This is a genomic window from Brevibacterium sp. HMSC063G07 (genome assembly GCF_001810665.1).
Taxonomy (GTDB): Bacteria; Actinomycetota; Actinomycetes; order Actinomycetales; family Brevibacteriaceae; genus Brevibacterium.
Window position 1 is genome coordinate 208,489 of the sequence record NZ_KV802321.1, and the last position, 22,718, is coordinate 231,206.

Consider the following 22,718-nt stretch of genomic DNA (forward strand, 5'->3'; position numbering starts at 1 on the left):
GAACACAGACACCCTCGAAACAAACCCCAAGGAGACCGCGCAGTGCTGAGAACCCGCGAAGCAGGATCCCTGCGTCTGACCGACAAAGGTCAGACCGTCACCCTCACCGGATGGGTCGATCGGCGCCGTGACCACGGCGGTGTGGCATTCATCGACCTCCGCGATGCCTCGGGCATTGTGCAGGTGGTCGTCCGCGAAGACGTTGCCGACCGCCTGCGCAGTGAATCCGTCATCAAAGTGACAGGAACCGTCGAAGCGCGCCCGGAAGGCAACGCCAACCCGCAGCTGCCCACCGGTGACATCGAAGTGGTCGACACCCAGGTCGAACTGCTCAGCCTGGCAGAAGCCCTTCCGTTCCAGGTTTCCGACCACGCCGAAGACTCAGGCCAGGTGGGCGAAGAAACCCGCCTGCGCTACCGCTACCTCGACCTGCGCCGTTCCGAGCAGGCAAAGCGAATACGCCTGCGCTCCAACGCCAACCGCGCGGCTCGCCGCGTGCTGGATCACCACGGCTTCATCGAAGTCGAAACCCCCACGCTCACCCGCTCCACCCCTGAAGGTGCGCGCGACTTCCTCGTGCCGGCCCGCCTCAAGCCCGGTTCCTGGTACGCCCTGCCGCAGTCTCCGCAGCTGTTCAAGCAGCTGCTTCAGGTCGGCGGCATCGAGAAGTACTACCAGATTGCCCGGTGCTACCGCGACGAAGACTTCCGCGCTGATCGCCAGCCGGAATTCACACAGCTGGACATCGAAGCGTCCTTTGTCGAACAGGAAGACGTCATCGCCATCGCCGAAGACATCCTGCGCGAAGTGTGGGCTCTTATCGATGTGGAACTGCCCGCCTCAATTCCGCACATGACCTACCACGAGGCCATGGCCCGCTACGGTTCGGACAAACCGGACCTGCGCTTCGACCTCGAACTGACCGAACTGACAGAATTCTTCAAGGACACGCCGTTCCGTGTGTTCCAGGCTCCCTACGTCGGCGCTGTCGTCTACCCGGGCGGTGCTTCGCTGCCGCGCCGTCAGCTGGATGCCTGGCAGGAATGGGCCAAGCAGCACGGTGCGAAGGGGCTGGCCTATGTGCTCATCGGCGAGGACGGCGAACTCGGCGGTCCCGTCGCCAAGAACCTGTCGGAGACCGAACGCGCTGGCCTGCAGGAGGCAGTCGGGGCGTCGGGCGGCGACGCAATCTTCTTTGCCGCCGGCGAAAAGGGCGCATCGCGGGCCCTGCTGGGGGCTGCGCGCGGTGAAATCGCCGAACGCACCGGCCTGATCAAAGACGGTGACTGGGCCTTCGTCTGGATTGTCGACGCCCCCATGTTCGAATCAGCCGAAGAGGCCGAAGCCGCCGGCGACGTCGCTGTCGGCAGCGGAAAGTGGACGGCCGTTCACCACGCCTTCACAGCACCCAAGCCCGAACACCTCGACACGTTCGACCAGGACCCCGCTTCGGCTCTGACAAACGCCTACGACATCGTGTGCAACGGCAACGAAATCGGCGGCGGATCGATCCGCATCCACCGTCGCGACGTGCAGGAGCGCGTTTTCAAAGTCATGGGGCTGGACGAACAAGAAGCGCAGGAGAAGTTCGGATTCCTGCTCGAGGCATTCAGCTACGGCGCGCCCCCGCACGGCGGCATCGCCTTCGGATGGGACCGCATTGTGGCCCTGCTGGCGGGCACCGATTCGATTCGCGACGTCATCGCCTTCCCGAAGACCGGTGCGGGCTTCGACCCGCTGACGGCTGCACCAGCGCCGATCACCGCTCAGCAGCGCAAGGACGCCGGCGTTGACGCAGGGCCGAAGGAATCAAAGGACGCCTGATTGGCTGACCTGTTCTCCGCGGAGCCCGAACCGCAAGACGGTTCGGGCTCCGCGTCTGCTCTCGACCCGCTGGCGGTGCGCATGCGCCCGCGGACAATGGACGAAATAGCAGGGCAGAAGCACCTCACCTATCCGGGGTCCCCGCTGCAGCAGCTGGCCACCTCGCAGGCCGGTTCAAAGGCCGGCCCCAGCTCCGTCATCCTGTTCGGCCCGCCGGGGGTCGGCAAGACCACAATCGCCCACGTGGTGTCACACGCCCCAGACCGTTCTTTTGTCGAACTCTCAGCCATTTCGGCAACTGTCAAGGACGTGCGCCAGGTCATCGAAACCGCGCGCAATGATCGCGACCTCTACGGGCGCACAACAGTCCTCTTCCTCGATGAGATCCACCGATTCACAAAAGCCCAGCAGGACGCACTGCTGCCGGCGGTGGAGAACCGGCTTGTGGTGCTGGTTGCCGCGACAACCGAGAACCCGTCCTTTTCCGTTATCGCCCCGCTCGTTTCGCGATCGCTGGTGTTGCAGCTCGAACCGCTGGCAGAAGACGACATCCGCGCACTTATTGACCGCGCTCTGCACTCACCGCGCGGTCTGGCCGACGGCTACAAACTTCAGAACGAAGCCCTCGAGCACATTGTGCAGACCGCGTCCGGTGACGCACGCAAGTCACTGACCGTCCTCGAGGCCGCCGCAGGCATCGCAGAGGCTCGCGCAGATGCCGGAACTCCGGTGATCACAGAAGCTGAGGTCCGCGAAGCCGCCAATGAAGCCCGCGTGCGCTATGACCGCGCGGGGGACCAGCACTACGACGTCGTCTCGGCGTTCATAAAGTCGATTCGCGGCTCCGACCCCGATGCCGCGCTGCACTATCTTGCGCGCATGATCTCGGCGGGGGAGGACCCGCGGTTCATCTGCCGCAGAATAGTGATCTCCGCATCCGAAGACATCGGCATGGCTGACCCGCAGGCACTCACGGTGGCAGTGTCAGCACAGACTGCGGTTGAGCGGATCGGCATGCCAGAAGGACGCATACCCATGGCGCAGGCAGTTGTCTACCTGGCCTGCGCGCCGAAGTCGAACGCATCCTACCGAGCAATCGGGGAAGCGCTGGCCGACATCAAGAAGGGCAGCTTCGGCGAAGTTCCCAAACCGCTGCGCGATGCCCACTATCCCGGTGCAAAAGCACTCGGTCACGGCGTCGACTACCGCTACTCACACGACTACCCGTTCTCAGTTTCACCGCAGGAGTACATGCCCGAACCGCTGCGCGGCAGGCGCTACTACCGGCCCACCGGCAACGGCGCAGAGCGCTCCATGGAGGACCGTCTGATTGCCCTCGAACAGCTGCGCAGCGGAAGATCGCCCCGCACGGCCGACGCTGAAACGGGTGAGCCGGCACAGGCAGAAGGCGAACAGGAAGACTGACAGCGGCACCTCGTCAGAGGAGTGTGGGCGCTGACACGCCAACCCGCGTTGTGTCGCGGGAGGCGAATGAACTAAGATTGGTCGCTGTTGTGCCTCATATGAATAGGCGGTCGTGATCATTCGACCTCGCGATGATCACCTCTTTCCCACAGGGGGAAACAACAGCTTCTGATCCGACCGAGGCATGTCGGCCGAAGCACAATACTCTGAAATGAAAGGTGAACATGGCTCCGTCACGTTCACGCCGACAGGTCCGCCTGTCGCGCGCTCTCGGCATCCCGCTGACACCGAAGGCTGAAAAGTACTTCGAACGCCGTCCCTACGCTCCCGGTGAGCACGGCCGTGCTCGTCGCCGCAACGACAGCGACTACTCGGTCCGCCTGAAGGAAAAGCAGCGCCTCCGCGCTCAGTACGGCATCCGCGAAGCTCAGATGCTCAACCTCTTCAAAGAAGCAGCCCGCACCCCCGGTCTGACCGGTGAAACGCTGGTCGAGCTGCTTGAAATGCGCCTGGACGCCCTCGTCCTGCGCGCCGGATTCGCACGCACCATCGCGCAGGCACGCCAGTTCGTCGTTCACCGTCACATCATGGTGGACAACCAGCTGGTCGACCGCCCTTCCTACCGCGTCAAGCCGGGTCAGATGATCCGCGTACGCGAACGTTCGGTCAGCATGGACCCGTTCCAGGTTGCCGCTGCCGGTGCACACCGCGACGTTCTTCCGACCGTTCCCGGCTACCTGACCGTGAACCTTGAGGCTCTGCAGGCCACTCTGGCCCGCCGCCCCAAGCGCGAAGAAGTTCCCGTCACCTGTGACGTCCAGATGGTCGTCGAGTACTACTCGCGCTGATCTGCTGATTCAAGTGCCCGGGCCGTGTCGGCCCGGGCACTTGTTGTTTGTCTGTGCACTAGACTCGACAGCGCACGTATCCTGCCTTGCAGGCTGCAGACACCCGAATGGAAAGGCCCGGAATGAAAACTGCTGAGATCAAGCGCCGGTGGCTCGAGTTCTTCGAGTCGAAAGGGCACACCGTTGTTCCCTCGGCCTCAGTGATCAGCAACGATCCGTCGATTCTGTTCAACATCGCGGGCATGGTGCAGTTCATTCCCTACCTTTCAGGCGACGTTCCAGCCCCCTACCCGCGGGCTACGAGCGTGCAGAAGTGCGTGCGCACGGCCGATATTGAAGAGGTCGGAAAAACCACCCGCCACGGCACGTTCTTCCAGATGAACGGCAACTTCAGCTTCGGCGACTACTTCAAGCGCGAAGCGATTGGATTCGCGTGGGAGCTGCTGAGCACACCGGAAGACAAGGGCGGCCTGGGCTTCGACCCCGAACGCCTGTGGGTCACCGTCCACCGCGAAGACGAAGCGTCGATCGAACTGTGGTTGGAAGAAACCGATATTCCGCGTGAGCGGATCCAGTCCCGCGGCAGCGAAGACAACTTCTGGCACACCGGCCAGCCCGGCCCGGGCGGCTACTGTTCGGAAATCTACTTTGACCGCGGCCCCGCCTACGGTGTGGAGGGCGGCCCGGAAGCCGACGAAGACCGCTACATCGAGATCTGGAACCTCGTGTTCATGGAGTTCGAACTCTCCGCGGTCCGTTCGAAGACCGACTTCGACATCAAAGGCGAGCTTCCCGCCAAGAACATCGACACCGGGATGGGCCTGGAGCGCGTGGCGTTCCTCAAACAGGGCGTCGAGAACATGTACGAGGTCGACGAAGTCTTTCCCGTCATCAAGGCTGCGGCTGGCATGGCAGGGATCTCCTACGGCGACGATGAAGAGCACGATGTGCGGCTGCGCGTTGTGGCCGACCACGTCCGCTCTGCGCTTGTCATCATCGGCGACGGTGTGCGTCCCGGCAACGAAGGCCGCGGATACATCCTCCGCCGTCTGCTGCGTCGCTCGATTCGCGCTATGCGGCTGCTCGGCGTCAAAGACGAGGTTCTGCCCTCGCTGCTGCCGGTGTCACGGGATGCGATGAAAGACTCCTATCCGGAACTGGAAAAGGACTTCAAGCGCATTTCTCAGGTTGCCTACGCCGAAGAGCGGGCATTCCTGCGCACTTTGGAATCCGGCACCCAGCTGCTGGAGAACTCCGTCGCACAGATCAGCAGCGGCGGAACGCTGTCCGGCGATGTCGCCTTCGCCCTGCACGACACACACGGCTTCCCGATTGACCTCACCCTCGAAATGGCGGAAGAAGCCGGGGTGAAAGTCGATCGCGAAGGCTTTGAAGCGCTCATGGCGCAGCAGCGCACACGCGCCAAAGCCGATGCAAAGGCCAAAAAGGGCGGCCTGCAGACCGATCTGAGCGCTTTTGCCGCCCTGCGTGAAAACGGTCCGAGCGAATTCGTCGGATACGACGCCCTCGTTGCTGATTCGACCGTGCGCGGCCTGGTTGCCGACGGCACGGCGGTTCCGGTTGCACGCGCCGGTGACACAGTAGACGCTGTCCTCGACCTCACGCCGTTCTATGCCGAATCCGGTGGTCAGACATCTGACATCGGCATCTTCGTGGGCGACGGCTTCAAAGCCCGGGTCCACGATGTTCAGAACCCGGTTGCCGGTCTTGCCGCCCACCGCATCGAAATCCTGGAGGGCGAACTCGAAGCGGGTGCCAGCCTGTCGGCGCAGGTCGACTCCGAACACCGCTACCAGGCCCAGCAGGCCCATTCGGCAACCCACATGATCCACGCGGCCCTGCGTGAGGTTCTCGGCGAGACCGCAACGCAGGCCGGTTCGCTCAACCAGCCCGGCTATCTGCGCTTTGACTATTCTTACCCGGAGGCCATGACCGCGCAGATGCGCGCAGAAGTTGAGGAAGCCGCCAACCTGGCGGTGCGCAATAACTTCGAAGTCGGGTATGAGTACATGTCCTACGAGGACGCCAAGAAGTCCGGCGCCACCGCGCTGTTCGGCGAAAAGTATCCCGAGACCGTCCGCGTCGTCGACATCGGCGGTCTGTGGTCGCGGGAACTGTGCGGCGGCACGCACGTGAAGTCGACCGCCGAGATCGGCCCGATCTCGCTGTATTCCGAAAGCTCGGTAGGTTCCGGCACCCGCCGTGTTGAAGCCAGCGTCGGTCTTGACGCAATCCGCTCCCTGTCGAAAGAGCGCGCAATCGTGCAGGCCCTCTCAGACCTTCTCAAAGTGCCCGGTGCGGAAGTCTTTGACCGGGTCGGCGGTCTGCTCGGGCGCATCAAGGAAGCCGAAAAGACCATTGCACAGCTCGAACGCGACAAGGTCCTTGCCGGTGCGGGCCAGGCCGCCCAGGAAGCGCAGACTGTCGGCAGTGTGCGCTTTGTCGGCGTCAACCTCGGCGAAGCCGGCGGCGGTGACGTCCGCACATTCGCGCAGGACGTCAAGCAGCGGCTAGGGGACACGGCTTCCGTCGTCGCAGCCTTCGGTGCGGCCGGCGGACGCCCGACGGTCGTTGTGGCAGTCAGCCCCGCCGCACAGGAACTGGGCTTTAAAGCAGGTGAGCTTGTCAAGACCGCAACCGGGGTGCTCGGCGGCGGTGGCGGCGGCAAGCCCGACCTCGCTCAGGGCGGCGGTCAGGACGCTTCGAAGATCGACGAGGCCATTGTGGCTGTTCGCCGTGCACTGGAGGATCACGGGTGACGTTTCGACGGGGAAGACGAGTCGCGGTTGATGTCGGTACGGTGCGCGTGGGGGTCGCCGCGTGCGATCCCGACGGCATTCTCGCAAGTCCCGTCGGGACCCTGTATCGGCGCGAAGGGGATGACACGGTGCTGAGGCAGTTTGCGCAGCTCATCGAAGAGTACGAGCCGATCGAGATCATCAGCGGCAAACCCACCTCGCTCGACGGAAAACAGCGGGCCTCAGCGCACAAGGCACTGGCATTCACCGAAGCGCTGTCCCGTGCCGCCCGTATGCCGATCAAACTCATGGACGAACGCTTCTCCACTTCGCAGGCGCACGCACAGTTGGCCGAAGCGGGGCGGAATTCAAAGCAGCGCCGCGAAATCGTCGACGCACAGGCCGCTGTCATCATCCTGCAGAGCGCACTCGAATATGAGCGCGCCAACGGGCCGCTGGCAGAATCGGTCGGTGCTGTGGAAGGGCAAGCATGAACAGCCTCGCGGAGGAATTCGACGCGGTCCCGATGACCCGGGCCGAACGCAGGGCGAAAGAGCGGCGCAGGAAGTTCCGCAGGCGGCGCATGGTGGCGATTTTCGTCGTCGCCACACTCCTGCTCGGCGGCGGCGCCGTTGTCGGCCTGCTCTCGACAAAGAACTCTCTGGGCAATGTGTTTCTCAGCCGGGGAGACTACGAGGGCGAAGGAAAAGAAGAAGTCAAGGTCACGATCGCGCCTGGAACATCTGCCCGCCAGGTTGCCAACCAGTTGGTTGAAGAGGGGGTCATCAAAGCCGCTGGCCCGTTCCTTAAGCAGATCGAGGAACGCAACATCGTCATTCAGACCGGAACGTTCACCATGCGCCGCGAAATGAGCGCCCAGGCTGCCGCAGACGTCCTCGAGCAAGCCGACGCGGCCAACAAGATCACGCTGGCCGAAGGCAACACCATCGATGACCTCAAAAAGAAGCTCGGAGAACACGAATTCTCTGAATCCGAGATCAACGCGGCACTTGACGACAAAAAGCCGAAGGACTACGGACTCGAAGTCGACGCACCCAGCCTCGAAGGCTACCTGCACCCGGCGACTTACGAAATCCACGGTGACACGACGCCGGAAAAGCTCGTGCAGTCTATGGTTGACGGCACGAAGAACATGCTCAACGAGCAGGCCATCACCAATGATGATGCGAACTACTTCATGACGCTGGCCAGCCTGATCGAGATCGAAGCAACCGGCGACCCCGAAGTCCGCGCCAAGGTCGCCCGGGTGTTCATCAACCGCCTGTCCAAGGACTCCGAAACCGATGGCTATCTGCAGTCAGACGCAACCGTGGCCTATATCTTCGGGGCCCGCCAAGACCTCACGACAACGCCGGAGCAGCGCAAATCCGACAACCCCTACAACACCTACAAGCACAAGGGTCTGCCGCCCGGTCCCGTGAACTCCCCGTCTGACGGTGCCTTTGCCGCGGCGAAGAATCCGGCGGAGGGCAAATGGGAGTACTTCGTGGCGACTGATCCCGACAAGGGGGAAGTGAAGTTCGCCGAAACCTATTCGGAGCATGAAAAGAACGTCGAGGAGTATCAGAAGTGGCTTAGGGAGCACCGCGAGAAAAATGGCTGACGCACGGCTTGCTGTACTCGGTTCGCCGATAGACCACTCGCAGTCACCGGCGCTGCACGTCGCTGCCTATCGCACCCTGGGGCTGGACTGGGAATACGGGCGTTTCGAGGTGGCCGAGGCCGAGCTCGCCTCGTTTCTCGACGCGCACGACGACTGGGCGGGCTTTTCTCTGACGATGCCGCTGAAGACGGAACTTGTTCGCCTGGCCGATGAGCGCGGGTGGGCCGTCGACGACACCGCACGGCTGACCGGCGGCGCAAACACGTGGGTCAACGGCCCGGTGCCCGGCGTTTACAACACCGACGTGCACGGCATTGAACAGGCTCTGCGCGAAGCCGGGGCGAATGTGTCACGCTGCGCGGTTCTCGGCAGCGGAGCCACAGCGAAGTCTGCCGTGTTGGCTGCCGCGCGGCTTGGAGCACAGCACATTGAGATCTTCGCCCGATCGCAGCACAAGGCCCGAACACTCGCCGACTTCGCTCAGTCGCTCGGGGCGCGGACGGGGACAGCGGCACTTGGGCAGCTCCAGCTGGACGACTGGTCGACAGTCCTGTCGACTCTGCCCTCGCAAGTTCTGACGGAGGATTCGCTCCGACTGCCAGCGCACTGCACAACAGCGGTTTTCGAAGCGGGCTATGCCCCCGGGGGCTTTTCCCTCGCCACAGCCGCCGCCGAGCGCGGGGGCACGGCGATACCGGGTCAGCGCATGCTCATCCACCAGGCCATCCGCCAGATTGAGCTGTTCGGCATCGCCCGGGCAGCGCTGACCGGCACGTTTGACGCCGAGACCGTCACCAGTCTGGAGAAGACGATGACGAAGGAGGCACAGGCACTGTGAATGACACTCTGACGCTTGGGTTGGCTCTGCTCATATGCTCGGCTCTCAGTGTCGGAACGAGCTATGTCATCCGCTTTCGCTTTGCCGAAATCATCCACGACGAAGCCGGACTGCGCCTGCTGATCGGCCAGACGACCTGGCCGCACAAACCGCCGCGGTTCCTCGCGGTGGTGTTTACGGCTGTTGCCTTTGTCCTCGCGTGGCTGGCTGCTTTCATGTCCCCGGTCGTCTTCGGCAATGAACTGGGCACTCTCTTTCCCGTATCCGCCCTGTCACTTCTTGCAGGAGCCACCGGGTGGCTGTTTTGGATTGACAGCAGAATCCACCGTCTGCCGGACAGACTCGTGCTTCCGTTGGGCGCAGCGATGTTCCTTGTCACCGCCATCGGTCTGGTTGTGGGCTATTTCGAAACGGTCAAGGCCGCGCAGACAGCCGGTGTTCGCGGGCTGATCGGCGCAGTGATCGTCGTTGCCGTCTTCGGGATCCTCAACCTCGCAGCACGTGTGGGCCGCTGGGAGACGATCGGCTTGGGCGATGTGAAGCTCGGCGCGCTCATCGGTCTGGCCGTCGGCATGGTCAGCCTGTGGGGACTCGCTGTGGTGCTTGTGGTCGCCAACGCATCAGCGCTCGTGTACTGGATCAACACCAAGTTCATCAAGCGCACCAAGATCACCCACATCGCGTTCGGCCCGCATCTTCTCATCGGCACGTGGACTGCCGTCCTGCTGACGCCGCTGGCTTTGTAGACTGTGGAGAATGTTGAGATGGTTGACCGCCGGTGAATCGCACGGCGAAGCTCTGACGGGCATTATCGAAGGCCTGCCCTCCCACGTTCCCGTGACATCGGAAATGATCTCCAACGCGCTGGCCAGGCGGCGTCTGGGCTACGGGCGCGGGGCGCGGATGAAGTTTGAAGCTGACGCCGTTCGGGTGCTCGGAGGCGTTGTCCACGGCCGCAGCCTCGGTTCGCCGATTGCAATTGAGGTCGGCAACACCGAATGGCCCAAGTGGGAAAAGGTCATGAGCCCCGATCCCGTCGACCCCGCTGAGCTCGAAGGTCAGGCGCGGGCACAGGCCCTCACGCGCCCTCGCCCGGGACACGCTGACCTGGTGGGCATGGAGAAGTACCGGTTTGACGAAGCCCGGCCCATCCTCGAGCGTGCATCTGCCCGCGAAACCGCCATGCGCGTTGCTCTGGGCGCCGTTGCGCAGTCGTTTCTTGCCGAACTGGGCATCACGCTGGTTTCGCACACCGTGTCGCTTGGGCCGGTCGAAGGATCGCGCGCTGCGGCACGGCCGACGGCCGCTGATGTCGAAGCTCTCGATGCGGATCCCATGCGGTGTTTTGACCAGGAATTGTCAGCCCGCATGGTCGCTGAGGTTGATGACGCCAAAAAGTCAGGAGACACCCTGGGCGGCGTGGTCGAGGTCATCGCGTACGGACTGCCGGTCGGTCTGGGCTCGCACGTGCACTGGGACCGTCGCATTGACTCCAGGCTGGCAGGGGCCCTCATGGGCATTCAGGCCATCAAGGGCGTCGAGGTCGGCGACGGCTTCGAAACCGCTCGCCGCCGCGGATCGCAGGCGCACGACGAGATCGGCCTCGACGGCGACAAAGCCGTACGCGCAAGCAACCGCGCCGGCGGCACCGAGGGCGGTATGACGACCGGCGAACCTCTTGCAGTGCGGGCGGCCATGAAGCCGATCGCCACTGTGCCGCGCGCCCTGGGCACAATCGACGTGCAGAAGCGAGAAACAGCCAAGGCACACCATCAGCGCTCAGACGTCTGTGCCGTTCCAGCCGCGGGTGTTGTTGCCGAAGCCATGGTGGCGCTCGTCATCGCCGAAAGCGTGACCGAAAAGTTCGGTGGGGACTCCCTCGAGGAGACCAAGCGCAACCTTGACGCCTACGTGGCCCAGCTGAACTTCCCAACGACATGACCGAACGGCCGCTGCCACGACCGACCCCGCCTGTCGATCCCGTCCCGGCGGCCGGAGCGCGCATTGTCATGGTCGGCCCTCCCGCGGCCGGAAAGTCAACAATCGGGCGGCTGATCGCCGAGCGGCTCGGCGTGCCCTTTGTGGACACCGATCATCGGATTGCCGATCTCTACGGCCCTATCCCGCAGATCTTCGCAGAACGCGGCGAAGACCGATTCCGGGAATACGAACGTGCTGTTGTGCGCCGCGAGCTGCGGCGTCTGCTCGAGCGGCCGGGAGTCGTCTCACTTGGCGGCGGAGCTGTGCTCAACCCGGGTACGAGGGCTCAGCTGAAACACCCCGCGATCAAGACGATCGCTATTGAGATCGACAGCACCACCGCCGTGCAGCGCCTGGGCGGTTCCAAAAGGCCCCTGCTGGATGACAGTGATGATCCCGCAGCGCGCTGGCAGCGAGTCTTCGACGAACGGCGAAGCCTTTACGAAGAAGCCGCAACGGCAGTCATTCAGGCCGATGATGGCCCGCCGTCTACGGCGGTCAACCGCATCGTCGGGATCATCACCGGTCTCCAGCGGGCCGAAGAATACGAAAAATTCCGTGAAAGCAGCCAGGAACAGGAGTTTCAGTGACAGAAGCAGTCGTGCCGGTCAGCGCCGGGGGGGACTACGACGTTGTGATCGGGCACAAGCTCATGCACCGACTGCCGGAGCTCATCGGCGGTCGTGCGCAGAAAGTGCTCGTGATCTATCCGCGAGCTCTGCGGACGACGGGGGATCTGGTCCGCGATGACCTGCAGGCGGCAGGCTACGAGGCCCTTGCCGCAGAAATCCCCGATGCCGAAGAAGCCAAGCACGGCCGGGTGGCCGAATTCTGCTGGAAGATCCTCGGCCAGTCTGACTTCACCCGCACTGATGTCATCGTCAATGTGGGAGGGGGAGCGGTGACCGATTTGGGGGGCTTCGTGGCCGCCACGTGGCTGCGCGGAATCCGCTATATCAACATCCCCACGACCGTGCTCGGCATGGTCGATGCCGCCGTCGGAGGCAAAACCGGCATCAACACCGAGGAGGGCAAGAACCTGGTCGGCGCTTTTCACGCGCCGGCAGGCGTCCTGTGTGATCTTGAAACACTCGCCACACTGCCGCCGAATGAGCTCTTCACCGGCTTGGCCGAAAGTGTGAAGTGCGGTTTCATTGCCGACCCCGAAATCCTTGACCTCATCGAAAATACACCCAAGGATTCACTCACAGATCCCGCATCGCCGGAGCTGTTTGAGATCATTCGCCGTTCCATCGCGGTGAAGGCAGACATTGTCAGCGAGGATTTTCAGGAATCTGGCAAGCGTGAGTTCCTCAACTTCGGGCACACCCTCGGTCACGCCATCGAACGCCTGGAACGCTACCAGTGGCGCCACGGGGCCGCTGTGGCCGTCGGCATGATGTTCGCCGCAGAACTGTCGGTTCTCACCAAGAACCTGTCGGAAGAAAACGTCACCCGGCTGCGCACCGTTCTTGAGCACCTGGGTCTGCCGACCGGCTACCGCGGCGACAAGTGGCCGCAGCTGCTGGACACAATGCGCAGGGACAAGAAGGCTCGCGGCTCTCTCCTGCGATTCATCGTCCTGGAGGACATCGGGCGTCCAGCTGTTCTTGAAGCAGCGGACACATCGCTGCCGTTCAGCGCCTACACCGCAATCGGAACGGATTCGCCCGTCACGCGGCTGAGCTGAGCACTGATACAATCGACGGGGTTTTCGGCCATTCATCGGATGAAGGAGAAACGTGGCAACGACGAATGATCTGAAGAACGGCATGGTGCTGGTTCTCGACAACGAACTGTGGCAGGTGCTTGAGTTTCTGCACGTCAAGCCCGGCAAGGGCCCGGCCTTCGTCCGCTCTAAGATCAAAAACGTTCTGTCTGGAAAGATCGTCGACCGCACGTTCAACGCGGGCACCAAGGTTGAGACCGCCACGGTCGATCGCCGGGACATGCAGTACCTGTACAACGACGGCACCGACTACGTCTTCATGGACGAAAAGGACTACGACCAGGTCTCCATCGGTCCTGAACTCGTTGGCGACGCCGCGAACTTCATGCTGGAAAACCAGTCGCTGCAGATCGCTTTCCACGACGGCAGCCCGCTGTACGTGGAACTTCCGCCGATCGTCGAACTCACGATTACACACACCGAACCCGGTCTGCAGGGCGACCGCTCCTCTGGCGGCACCAAACCCGCAACCCTGGAAACCGGATACGAAATCCAGGTTCCGCTTTTCCTCGAAGAGGGCACCGCTGTGCGCGTCGACACCCGCTCCGGTGAGTACCTCGGGCGCGTTCGCGATTGAGCGCCCGCAGTCGCGCCCGCCGCAGGGCGCTTGAACTTCTCTTTGAAGCCGGAGAGCGCAAGCTGGATGAAAACGAGCTCATCCAGCTGCGCTCCGGTGACCCCGAATACCCCATGAAGGAATACGCCGTCGAGATCGTGCGCGGTGTTGTCGAACACCGCACCGCCATCGACGCCACTCTGCGGGAGTATTCGGAATGGAACGTCGACCAGCTGCCGAAGGTCGATATCGCTCTGCTGCGCATGGGCCTGTGGGAAGTTCTCTACAATGACGAACTCGACGATCCCGTTGCGATTGACGAAACCGTCAGCCTCGCTGCCGCCTACTCGACCGATGATTCACCGGCCTTCATCAACGCGCTGCTTGACCGTGTGAGCAAAGAGGGCAAGAAGGACCGCAGCACTCCAGACCAGGCTGTGCAGCAGCCGCAGCCGGAATCAGCACAGTCCGACGAAGGCTCAGCCGAACAGGACTGAACCGGTTCGGCTATGCTGATGAAAATCGCTCCTTTAATGACCGTCCAGTGAGGCGGGGAAGGGGGACTGATGCGCACAGCCGAAGTTTTCGACGCGAGTGAGATCTCGCGTGCGCTGACACGCATTGCCCACGAAATTCTCGAATCCAACAAGGGTGCCGATGGCCTCCTGCTCCTTGGCGTTCCAACCCGCGGTGTGCCTTTGGCGCAGCGACTGGCCCAGCGGATCGCCGCGATCGAACCCGGTGTGAGTTCAGACAGGATCGTCGGAAGCATTGACGCGACGATGCACCGGGACGACCTCAACACCGGCAGGCTCCGCCCAGCGCTGCCCACTCAGCTGCCCGAAAGCGGAATCGACGGACGTACCGTCGTCCTGGTCGATGATGTTCTCTACTCGGGGCGCACCGTGCGCGCAGCACTCGATGCGCTGCACGACTACGGACGCCCGCAGGCGGTCCGCTTGGCTGTTCTCGTTGATCGCGGGCACCGTCAGCTGCCCATCCGCGCTGATTTTGTCGGCAAGAACCTGCCGACCTCTGCCGAAGAGCGCGTCGCGGTGTCGCTGTCAGAAACCGACGACGCCTGCGACCGGGTCATCATCACCTCCCCAGAACGAGGTGAGGGGTGATGCGCCACCTTCTTGGCACCTCGGGCCTGGGCAAGGCCAATGCGGTCGACCTGCTCGACATTGCCGAAGCCATGACCGTTTCCGGTGGGCAGGCGGTCAAGAAGCTGCCCGCCCTGCGGGGGCGCACAGTTGTCAATCTGTTCTTTGAAGACTCCACCCGAACGCGCATTTCCTTTGAGGCCGCCGCCAAGCGCCTGAGTGCGGACGTCATCAACTTCTCCGCCAAAGGCTCTTCGGTTTCCAAGGGCGAAAGCCTCCAAGACACCGTCCAGACGCTCGGCGCCATGGGCATTGATGCGATCGTCATCCGCCACCCCGGGTCCGGAACACCGCACTTCCTGGCCGGCAGCGAATGGACGGACGCGCATATTCTCAACGCCGGCGACGGTATGCACGAACACCCCACACAAGCACTGCTGGACGCCTTCACCCTGCGCCGCATACTGTCTGACGAACCTGTTTCCGGGCCCTCTGAGACCAGCTTCGGCAAGGACCTGGCCGGTATGCGAGTGGCAATCGTGGGCGATGTTCTGCACTCCCGCGTAGCCCGCTCAAATGTGCACCTGCTGGAGACCCTGGGGGCTTCTGTCGTTCTCATCGCTCCGCCCACCCTGCTGCCGTGGGGAGTGGAAGGCTGGCCGTGTGAAATCCGCTACGACTTCGATACCGCCCTTGAAGAGTTCGACTTCGACGCCGTCATGATGCTGAGAGTCCAGCGCGAGCGCATGCATCAGGCATTCTTCCCCGGCCCGCGCGAATACACGCGGCTGTGGGGCCTCACCGAGGAGCGCTACCGCAGACTGCCTGAAGCTGCCGCAATACTGCACCCCGGACCTATGAACCGCGGTTTTGAAATCTGTGCGGCCGCAGCCGATTCGCCCCGCGCCGCTGTCCTCGGACAGGTGGAGAACGGCGTCTACGTGCGCATGGCTGCGCTCTATCGTCTTTTGACCGGTCGCACTTCGGAGGACATGCAATGACATCGCTGCTCATCACCAACGCTCAGCTGCCCGACGGCAGCACCGGCTCGATTGCGGTGCGCGACGGCCGGATCGTCGAATCTGTCGAGGCTGCCGACACCACGATCGACGCGACGGGGCTGGTGGCCCTGCCGGGCCTGGTCGACATGCACGTCCACCTGCGCGAACCCGGAAAAGAAGACGCCGAGACAGTTGCCACTGGTTCGGCCTCGGCCGCTCGGGGCGGCTTCACCGCAGTCAACGCCATGGCGAACACACAGCCGGTTGCTGACACCGCCGGTGTTGTCGAGCAGGTGTGGCACCTGGGCCGCGAGGTGGGGCTGACGGAAGTCGCGCCGATCGGAGCGGTCACGGTCGGACAGGAGGGCGCCCAGCTGGCAGAGCTCGGTGCGATGGCGGCCAGCGCCGCGCAGGTGCGCGTCTTCTCCGATGACGGTCTGTGTGTCCACGACCCGCTTCTCATGCGTCGCGCCCTCGAGTACGTCAAAACCTTCGACGGCATCATCGCCCAGCACGCGCAGGACCCTCGCCTGACCGAGGGCGCCCAGATGAACGAGGGCACGATCTCAGCAAAGCTCGGCCTGCCGGGCTGGCCCGCCGTTGCCGAAGAGTCGATCATCGCCAGGGACATTCTTCTGGCCGAACACGTGGATTCGCGCCTGCACGTGTGCCACCTGTCGACTGCAGGTTCCGTGGACCTCGTGCGCTGGGCGAAATCCCGCGGTGTCCGGGTCACGGCCGAGGTCACACCGCACCACCTGATGCTCACCGACGAACTCGTCGAAACCTTCGACCCTGTGTACAAGGTCAATCCGCCGCTTCGCACTCGCCGCGATGTCGAAGCCGTCCGCGAAGGGCTGGCCGACGGCACGATCGACATCGTCGCCACCGACCACGCACCCCACCCGGCCGAACACAAGTGCTGCGAATGGTCGGCTGCGGCCATGGGCATGGTCGGCATGGAATCGGCTCTGCCGATCGTGGTCGAGGCCATGCGCGACTACGACTTCGGCTGGGCCGATATCGCCCGCGTCATGAGTGCGAATCCGGCGGCTATCGCCGGGCACGCAGAACACGGTTCCCTCGAGGTCGGAACGGGTGCGAACATCATTCTGGTCGACCCGAGCTCACCCGGTGTGATCGAACCCGACACCCATGCAACCAAGGGCCGCAACAACCCCTTCCGCGGTCTGGAGATCAACACGCGCGTCGTCCACACCGTCCTGTACGGCACACACATCGTCGAAGACGGTTCGATTGTGCGCAAACACGAACTTCGGGAGGGCTCGTGGATCGCCTGATCCCCGTCCTCGTCCTCGCTGCAGTCGCGGTGGCCGTCCTGCTGCTCATGCGCTGGGGGTGGAAGGCCAGACAGAATCGCCAGGCGGACATCCCGGCCCCGCAATCGGCCGAGCCCACCGACAGCGGCTATGACGGCTACTACATTGCCACCACCTTCGCCGACCAGCACCTCGAGAGGATCAGCGTCCACGGCCTCGGCGTGCGCACGGGCGCTGGGCTCGACATCCAGGATGACGGTGTTGTGTTCAGCCTCGACGGCCGTACGCCCTTTCGGATTCCCGCCGAAGACATCGTGGATGTGTTCTTCGGCTCGGGCATGATCGGCAAGTTTGTAGAGAAAGACGGAATCGTCATCATCCGCTGGAACCTCGGTGACCACGAAGTCGACACCGGCTTCCGCCCAAGGGAACACAGCGCTAAGAAGACCATCGCCGCAGAAATCGAGATACTCAGAGGTAGGAGACGATGAGCCTGCGCACACAGCCGGCCCGGCTTGTTCTGGAAGACGGCACGCACTACACGGGATACGCGTTCGGCGCCCTGGGGACAACGGTTGGCGAGGCGGTCTTCACCACCGCTATGACCGGCTACCAGGAGACCCTGACGGACCCCTCGTATCACCGGCAGATCGTGATTCACACGTTCCCCCACATCGGCAATGTCGGGGTCAACAGCGAAGACAGCGAATCGGGCCGGTACTGGGCCGCCGGGGTCGTCGTCCGCGACCCTTCTCGGATCACGTCGAACTGGCGTGCCGAAGGCGACTACGAAGAGCATCTTAAATCGATTGGGCTCGTGGGAATCTGCGATGTCGACACTCGCGCACTCACACTGCACCTGCGCGACAAGGGCGCCATGCGGATGGGCGTCTTCTCCGGCGATGACGCCCAGAAGTCCCTGGATGAGCTGCTCGAGATCGTCCGCCGGGCCCCGCAGATGCAGGGCGCGGACCTCGCCTCGGAAGTCACCTGCCAGGAGCCGTACACCGTCCCCGCGGAAGGCGAGAAGTGCTTCTCGGTTGTCGCCTACGACCTCGGTGTGAAGAAGACAACGCTGGACCAGCTGGCCCAGCGCGGCCTCGAAGTGACTGTGGTGCCTGCAGGCACGACGGTCGATGAGCTCACGGAGCTTGCCCCCGACGGCGTGTTCTTCTCGAACGGACCGGGTGACCCCTCGGCCATGAAGCAGCCGATCGCAGTACTGCAACACGTGCTGAAAGAGCGCATCCCGTTCTTCGGCATCTGCTTCGGCAACCAGCTGCTGGGCCGAGCACTGGGCTTTGACACCTACAAACTGACTTTCGGCCACCGCGGTTCGAACCAGCCGGTTCTCGACGTCGCATCGGGGCGTGTCGAAATCACCACGCAGAATCACGGTTTTGCCGTCGATGCGCCGCTGGGCGATCCGGGCACGGCACCGAACGCTGAGTACGGCAGGGTGCAGGTTTCGCACATCGGCATGAACGACCAAGTAGTCGAGGGATTGACATGCCTCGACATCCCGGCGTTCTCGGTGCAGTTCCACCCGGAGTCAGCGGCGGGACCGCACGACTCGCGCACCCTTTTCGACACTTTCGCCCAGCTGTTGGCTGACAACGCCAAGGAGAACTGATGCCGCTGCGTACAGACATCAAAACCGTCCTCGTGATCGGCTCTGGTCCGATTGTCATCGGCCAGGCCTGCGAATTCGACTATTCCGGCACTCAGGCCTGCCGCATCCTGCGCCGTGAGGGCATGCGGGTTGTGCTCGTCAACTCCAATCCGGCGACGATCATGACCGACCCAGAACTGGCCGACGCCACCTACGTTGAGCCGATCGACCCCGATGTCATCGAAAAGATCATCGAAAAGGAGAAGCCCGATGCGCTCCTGCCCACCCTCGGAGGGCAGACGGCACTGAACGCCGCAATCAATCTGCACGAATCGGGTGTTCTCGCCAAGCACGGTGTGGAGCTCATCGGCGCTGATGTCGACGCGATTGAACGCGGCGAAGACCGCCAGCAGTTCAAAGACGTCGTCGAACAGTGCGGCGCCGAAGTCGCCCGGTCCTATATTGCGAACACAATGGACGAGGTGCTCGACGGTGCTGCGAAGCTCGGCTACCCGCTGGTGGTGCGTCCGTCATTCACGATGGGCGGCCTGGGCTCTGGCATGGCCTATTGCGAAGAGGACCTGCGCCGAATTGCCGGCGACGGTCTGCACGACTCGCTGACAAACGAGGTGCTGCTGGAAGAGAGCATCCTCGGGTGGAAGGAGTTCGAGCTTGAACTCATCCGCGATAAGAACGACAACGTCATCGTCGTGTGCGCAATTGAGAACTTCGATCCCGTCGGCGTGCACACCGGTGATGCCATCACGGTGGCGCCGTCGTTGACTCTGACCGACGTCGAATACCAGAAAATGCGCGACATCGGGATTGCGATCATCCGCGGTGTCGGGGTGGAGACCGGCGGCTGCAACATCCAGTTCGCAATCCACCCGGAGACCGGCCGAATCGTCGTCATCGAAATGAACCCCCGCGTGTCCCGGTCGTCGGCCCTGGCGTCGAAGGCAACCGGCTTTCCGATTGCGAAGATCGCAGCGAAGCTCGCGGTGGGCTACACGCTCGATGAGATTCCAAACGACATCACCGCAACAACTCCGGCCGCATTCGAACCGGCCCTGGACTACGTAGTCGCGAAGATTCCGCGCTTCGCCTTCGAGAAGTTCCCCGCCGCCGACCCGACCCTGACGACCACCATGAAAGCCGTCGGCGAAGTCATGGCGCTTGGCCGCAACTTCACGACGGCGCTGCAGAAGGCTCTGCGCAGCCTGGAGAAGAAGAATTCCGAGTTCGCCTTCGATGCGGCGTTCAACCTCGAAGACAGCAGTGTCCGCGCAGAGGTCGAAGCCAAACTCGCACACGCGACAGAAGACCGCATCTACACGGTCCAGCGTGCTCTCATGTCGGGCATGCGCATTGACGAGGTCTTCGAGCACACCAAGATCGACCGGTGGTTCCTCGATCAGATTGCGCTGATCAACGAGGTCGCCGACTACGTCCGCGCAGCCGAAGAACTCAGCTTCGAAGTTCTCGTCATAGCCAAGAAGCACGGTTTCTCCGATAAGCAGATCGCACAGCTGCGCAGCCTTGACCCGGCCGTTGTCATGGGTGTGCGCCACGCATTGGGCGTTCGCCCCGTCTACAAGTCGGTAGACACCTGCGCCGGAGAATTCGAGGCGAAGACTCCGTACTACTACTCGAGCTATGACGCGACCAGCGAAGTTGCGCCGCGGAATCGGGAAGCCGTCATCATTCTGGGCTCGGGTCCCAACCGCATCGGGCAGGGAATCGAATTCGACTATTCCTGCGTGCACGCGGCGATGGCGCTCGAATCCGCCGGCTACGAAACCGTCATGGTCAACTGCAATCCGGAGACCGTGTCGACGGACTACGACACCGCTGACCGCCTGTACTTCGAGCCGCTGACACTCGAGGACGTCCTCGAGGTGTACCACGCCGAGGCGCAGGCCGGCCCGGTCGCCGGTGTCATCTGCACCCTGGGCGGGCAGACTCCGCTGGGTCTGGCGACTGCGCTCAAGGAAGCGGGCGTGCCGATTCTCGGCACGCAGCCCGAAGCGATTGACCTCGCTGAGGACCGCGGCGAGTTCGGCCGGATCATGGCCGAAGCACATCTCGTCGCTCCCAAGCACGGAACCGCCGTGACCTTTGATGAGGCCGTCGACATTGCCGAAGACATCGGCTATCCGGTGCTCGTGCGCCCCTCCTATGTGCTGGGCGGTCGCGGTATGCAGATTGTCTACGACTCCGAGCAGCTGCGCTCCTACATGGAGACCGCCACCGAAGTTTCGTCCGACCGTCCGGTGCTGGTCGACAAGTTCCTCGACGACGCGGTCGAAATCGACGTCGACGCACTGTTCGACGGCGAAGAGCTCTACATCGGCGGCATATCCGAGCACATCGAAGAAGCCGGCGTGCACTCCGGAGACTCCACGTCTGTCCTGCCGTCGATCAGCTTGGGCGAAAGCGTTCTGCAGCGTGTGCGCGAAGCGACTCTGGCGATTGCCCGCGGAACGGGTGTTCGCGGCCTGCTCAACATTCAGTTCGCGGTGGCCGCCGACATTCTCTACGTCATCGAAGCCAATCCGCGTGCTTCGCGCACCGTGCCGTTCGTGTCGAAGGCAACCCATCGCCAGCTGGCCAAGGCAGCAGCCCTCATAGCGGTCGGCCGCACTATCAGCAAGCTGCGCGGAACGATCCTGGCAGAGGAGTCCGACGGCTCTTACCTTCCGCTGAACCACCCCGTGACAGTCAAAGAGGTCGTCCTTCCGTTCCGCCGCTTCCGCACCCCCGACGGTAAGGCAGTCGATTCGATTCTCGGCCCGGAAATGCGCTCAACCGGCGAAGTCATGGGCATCGCCCCGAACTTCCCGGAGGCTTTCGCAAAAGCCCAGCTGGGCGCTTCGACCGCTCTGCCCACCGAAGGGCGGGTGTTCGTGTCGATCGCAGACCGCGACAAGCGCTCTATCGTCCTGCCGGTGAAAACCCTTGCCGACATGGGCTTCGAAATCGTCGCCACCGCCGGCACTGCTGATGTCCTGGCCCGCCACGGCGTGCCGAGCACCCGCATTGCCAAGCAGCACGAAGCGGCCGAGGGCGAGGACACCATTCTGCACAAGATCGACCAGCGGGAAATCGACCTCGTGGTCAATGTGCCGTCGGGACGCCAGGAGCGCTCCGACGGCTATGAGATTCGCGCGGCCGCTGTCGCTGCGAACGTTCCGATTATGACGACGACAGCGGCGTTCTCCTCGGCTGTCGGCGCTATTGACGTGCGCCGGCGCAACACCGCCGAAGTCCGTTCGCTTCAGGACTGGGCATGACGTTCACACAGTGGCACGACGCGGCCTGGGCAAGCCCCTTGTGCGTCGGAATCGATCCGCACCCGGAGCAGATCGCACAGTGGGGTCTGCCGGACAGTCCGGACTCACTCAGCACATTCTCAAACAATGTGCTGAGCGCTGCGGCCGGACGGGCGAGGTTCATCAAACCCCAGTCGGCGTTTTTCGAACGCCACGGCTCAGCCGGCATCGCCGTTCTCGAAGATCTGCTCGCCCAGGCTCGCGAGGCTGGTCTGCTGTCGATTCTCGATGCCAAACGCGGTGATATCGGTTCGACGATGGCCGGCTACGCAGACGCCTACCTCAATCCCGCACGCCCCCTCGCCGCCGACGCTTTGACCGTGTCGCCCTATCTGGGAGTGGGGTCCTTGCGACCTGCCATGGAAGCCGCGGCCGAGCACAGCAAGGGCCTGTTCGTGCTGGCGCTGACCTCGAACCCCGAAGGCAGAGAAGTCCAGCACGCGCGCACTCCGGAGGGCAGGGCAGTTGCCGCCGAGGTGGTCAGGCAGGCTGAGGAGGTCAATCGCCAGCTGGATGTTCCGCTCATCGGACTGGTAGTCGGCGCGACGATCGGAACTGCCGCTGCTGATCTCGGCATTGACCTCGGGGGATTTTCGGGCCCGGTGCTCTCACCGGGCTTCGGTTCGCAGGGGGCCGGGACTGCCGATCTTGAGGCTGTTTTCGGTGAGGCCTACCGTGCCGGAAGGGTAATCGTCAACGCCTCGCGGTCGCTGTCGCGGTGCGGTCCTGACAGTGCCGATATTGCTGAGGAAATAGCCTCGATTGCCGAAGCGGTGACCCCAAAAGGCCGCTAGACTGCGAGTG

Annotated in this window: 20 protein-coding genes; all 20 read left to right on the forward strand. The window is 63.2% G+C overall.

Translation table 11 applies throughout. The features are described 5' to 3' along the window. Positions 1–42: 42 nt before the first annotated feature. Positions 43–1,824, forward strand: a complete 1,782-nt coding sequence (aspS, locus tag HMPREF2757_RS00980) for an aspartate--tRNA ligase (protein WP_070572522.1) — start codon at positions 43–45, stop codon at positions 1,822–1,824. Next, positions 1,825–3,249, forward strand: a complete 1,425-nt coding sequence (locus HMPREF2757_RS00985) for a replication-associated recombination protein A (protein ID WP_070572524.1) — start codon at positions 1,825–1,827, stop codon at positions 3,247–3,249. Positions 3,250–3,473: 224 nt separating this feature from the next. Beyond that, complete coding sequence (gene rpsD / locus HMPREF2757_RS00990) at positions 3,474–4,097, forward strand: 30S ribosomal protein S4 (RefSeq protein ID WP_070572526.1); 624 nt, start codon at positions 3,474–3,476, stop codon at positions 4,095–4,097. A gap of 122 nt (positions 4,098–4,219) precedes the next feature. Continuing rightward, a complete protein-coding gene (gene alaS / locus HMPREF2757_RS00995) occupies positions 4,220–6,877 on the forward strand; it encodes an alanine--tRNA ligase (protein WP_070572528.1) in 2,658 nt (885 codons plus the stop codon). Beyond that, a complete protein-coding gene (gene ruvX, locus HMPREF2757_RS01000) occupies positions 6,874–7,350 on the forward strand; it encodes a Holliday junction resolvase RuvX (protein ID WP_070572530.1) in 477 nt (158 codons plus the stop codon). Before alaS ends, ruvX begins: the two co-directional genes overlap by 4 nt. Next, positions 7,347–8,480 carry an endolytic transglycosylase MltG gene (mltG, locus tag HMPREF2757_RS01005; RefSeq protein WP_070572532.1) on the forward strand — a complete coding sequence of 378 codons (1,134 nt, stop codon included), beginning with the start codon at positions 7,347–7,349 and terminating at the stop codon, positions 8,478–8,480. Before ruvX ends, mltG begins: the two co-directional genes overlap by 4 nt. Further along, positions 8,473–9,318: a shikimate dehydrogenase family protein gene (locus HMPREF2757_RS01010; protein WP_070572534.1), complete on the forward strand. Its 846-nt coding sequence runs from the start codon at positions 8,473–8,475 to the stop codon at positions 9,316–9,318. The genes mltG and HMPREF2757_RS01010 overlap by 8 nt, the downstream gene beginning before the upstream one ends. Further along, on the forward strand, positions 9,315–10,064 hold the full coding sequence (locus HMPREF2757_RS01015; protein WP_070572536.1) for an A24 family peptidase: 750 nt from the start codon (positions 9,315–9,317) through the stop codon (positions 10,062–10,064). Before HMPREF2757_RS01010 ends, HMPREF2757_RS01015 begins: the two co-directional genes overlap by 4 nt. Positions 10,065–10,074: 10 nt before the next feature. Next, positions 10,075–11,259 carry a chorismate synthase gene (aroC, locus tag HMPREF2757_RS01020; protein WP_070572537.1) on the forward strand — a complete coding sequence of 395 codons (1,185 nt, stop codon included), beginning with the start codon at positions 10,075–10,077 and terminating at the stop codon, positions 11,257–11,259. Continuing rightward, positions 11,256–11,888 (forward strand): shikimate kinase, encoded by a 633-nt coding sequence (locus HMPREF2757_RS01025; protein WP_070572539.1) that lies wholly within the window; start codon positions 11,256–11,258, stop codon positions 11,886–11,888. The genes aroC and HMPREF2757_RS01025 overlap by 4 nt, the downstream gene beginning before the upstream one ends. Further along, the gene (gene aroB, locus HMPREF2757_RS01030) at positions 11,885–12,988 is read left to right on the forward strand and encodes a 3-dehydroquinate synthase (RefSeq protein WP_070572541.1); all 1,104 of its coding nucleotides are present in this window, start codon (positions 11,885–11,887) and stop codon (positions 12,986–12,988) included. The genes HMPREF2757_RS01025 and aroB overlap by 4 nt, the downstream gene beginning before the upstream one ends. Positions 12,989–13,040: 52 nt before the next feature. Continuing rightward, the gene (gene efp, locus HMPREF2757_RS01035) at positions 13,041–13,604 is read left to right on the forward strand and encodes an elongation factor P (protein ID WP_070572542.1); all 564 of its coding nucleotides are present in this window, start codon (positions 13,041–13,043) and stop codon (positions 13,602–13,604) included. Next, positions 13,601–14,080, forward strand: coding sequence for a transcription antitermination factor NusB (nusB, locus tag HMPREF2757_RS01040; RefSeq protein ID WP_070572544.1), 480 nt, complete (start codon positions 13,601–13,603; stop codon positions 14,078–14,080). Before efp ends, nusB begins: the two co-directional genes overlap by 4 nt. A gap of 69 nt (positions 14,081–14,149) precedes the next feature. Beyond that, positions 14,150–14,710 carry a bifunctional pyr operon transcriptional regulator/uracil phosphoribosyltransferase PyrR gene (gene pyrR / locus HMPREF2757_RS01045; RefSeq protein ID WP_070572546.1) on the forward strand — a complete coding sequence of 187 codons (561 nt, stop codon included), beginning with the start codon at positions 14,150–14,152 and terminating at the stop codon, positions 14,708–14,710. Continuing rightward, complete coding sequence (locus HMPREF2757_RS01050; protein WP_070572548.1) at positions 14,710–15,690, forward strand: aspartate carbamoyltransferase catalytic subunit; 981 nt, start codon at positions 14,710–14,712, stop codon at positions 15,688–15,690. The genes pyrR and HMPREF2757_RS01050 overlap by 1 nt, the downstream gene beginning before the upstream one ends. Further along, on the forward strand, positions 15,687–16,991 hold the full coding sequence (locus tag HMPREF2757_RS01055) for a dihydroorotase (RefSeq protein ID WP_070572550.1): 1,305 nt from the start codon (positions 15,687–15,689) through the stop codon (positions 16,989–16,991). The genes HMPREF2757_RS01050 and HMPREF2757_RS01055 overlap by 4 nt, the downstream gene beginning before the upstream one ends. Then, positions 16,979–17,461 (forward strand): PH-like domain-containing protein, encoded by a 483-nt coding sequence (locus HMPREF2757_RS01060; RefSeq protein WP_070572552.1) that lies wholly within the window; start codon positions 16,979–16,981, stop codon positions 17,459–17,461. The genes HMPREF2757_RS01055 and HMPREF2757_RS01060 overlap by 13 nt, the downstream gene beginning before the upstream one ends. Beyond that, positions 17,458–18,603: a glutamine-hydrolyzing carbamoyl-phosphate synthase small subunit gene (gene carA / locus HMPREF2757_RS01065; protein ID WP_070572554.1), complete on the forward strand. Its 1,146-nt coding sequence runs from the start codon at positions 17,458–17,460 to the stop codon at positions 18,601–18,603. Before HMPREF2757_RS01060 ends, carA begins: the two co-directional genes overlap by 4 nt. Then, positions 18,603–21,875 (forward strand): carbamoyl-phosphate synthase large subunit, encoded by a 3,273-nt coding sequence (gene carB / locus HMPREF2757_RS01070; RefSeq protein WP_070572556.1) that lies wholly within the window; start codon positions 18,603–18,605, stop codon positions 21,873–21,875. Before carA ends, carB begins: the two co-directional genes overlap by 1 nt. Continuing rightward, entirely contained in the window at positions 21,872–22,708 is an 837-nt protein-coding gene (gene pyrF / locus HMPREF2757_RS01075; protein ID WP_070572557.1) for an orotidine-5'-phosphate decarboxylase, read from the forward strand. The genes carB and pyrF overlap by 4 nt, the downstream gene beginning before the upstream one ends. Positions 22,709–22,718 lie beyond the last annotated feature (10 nt).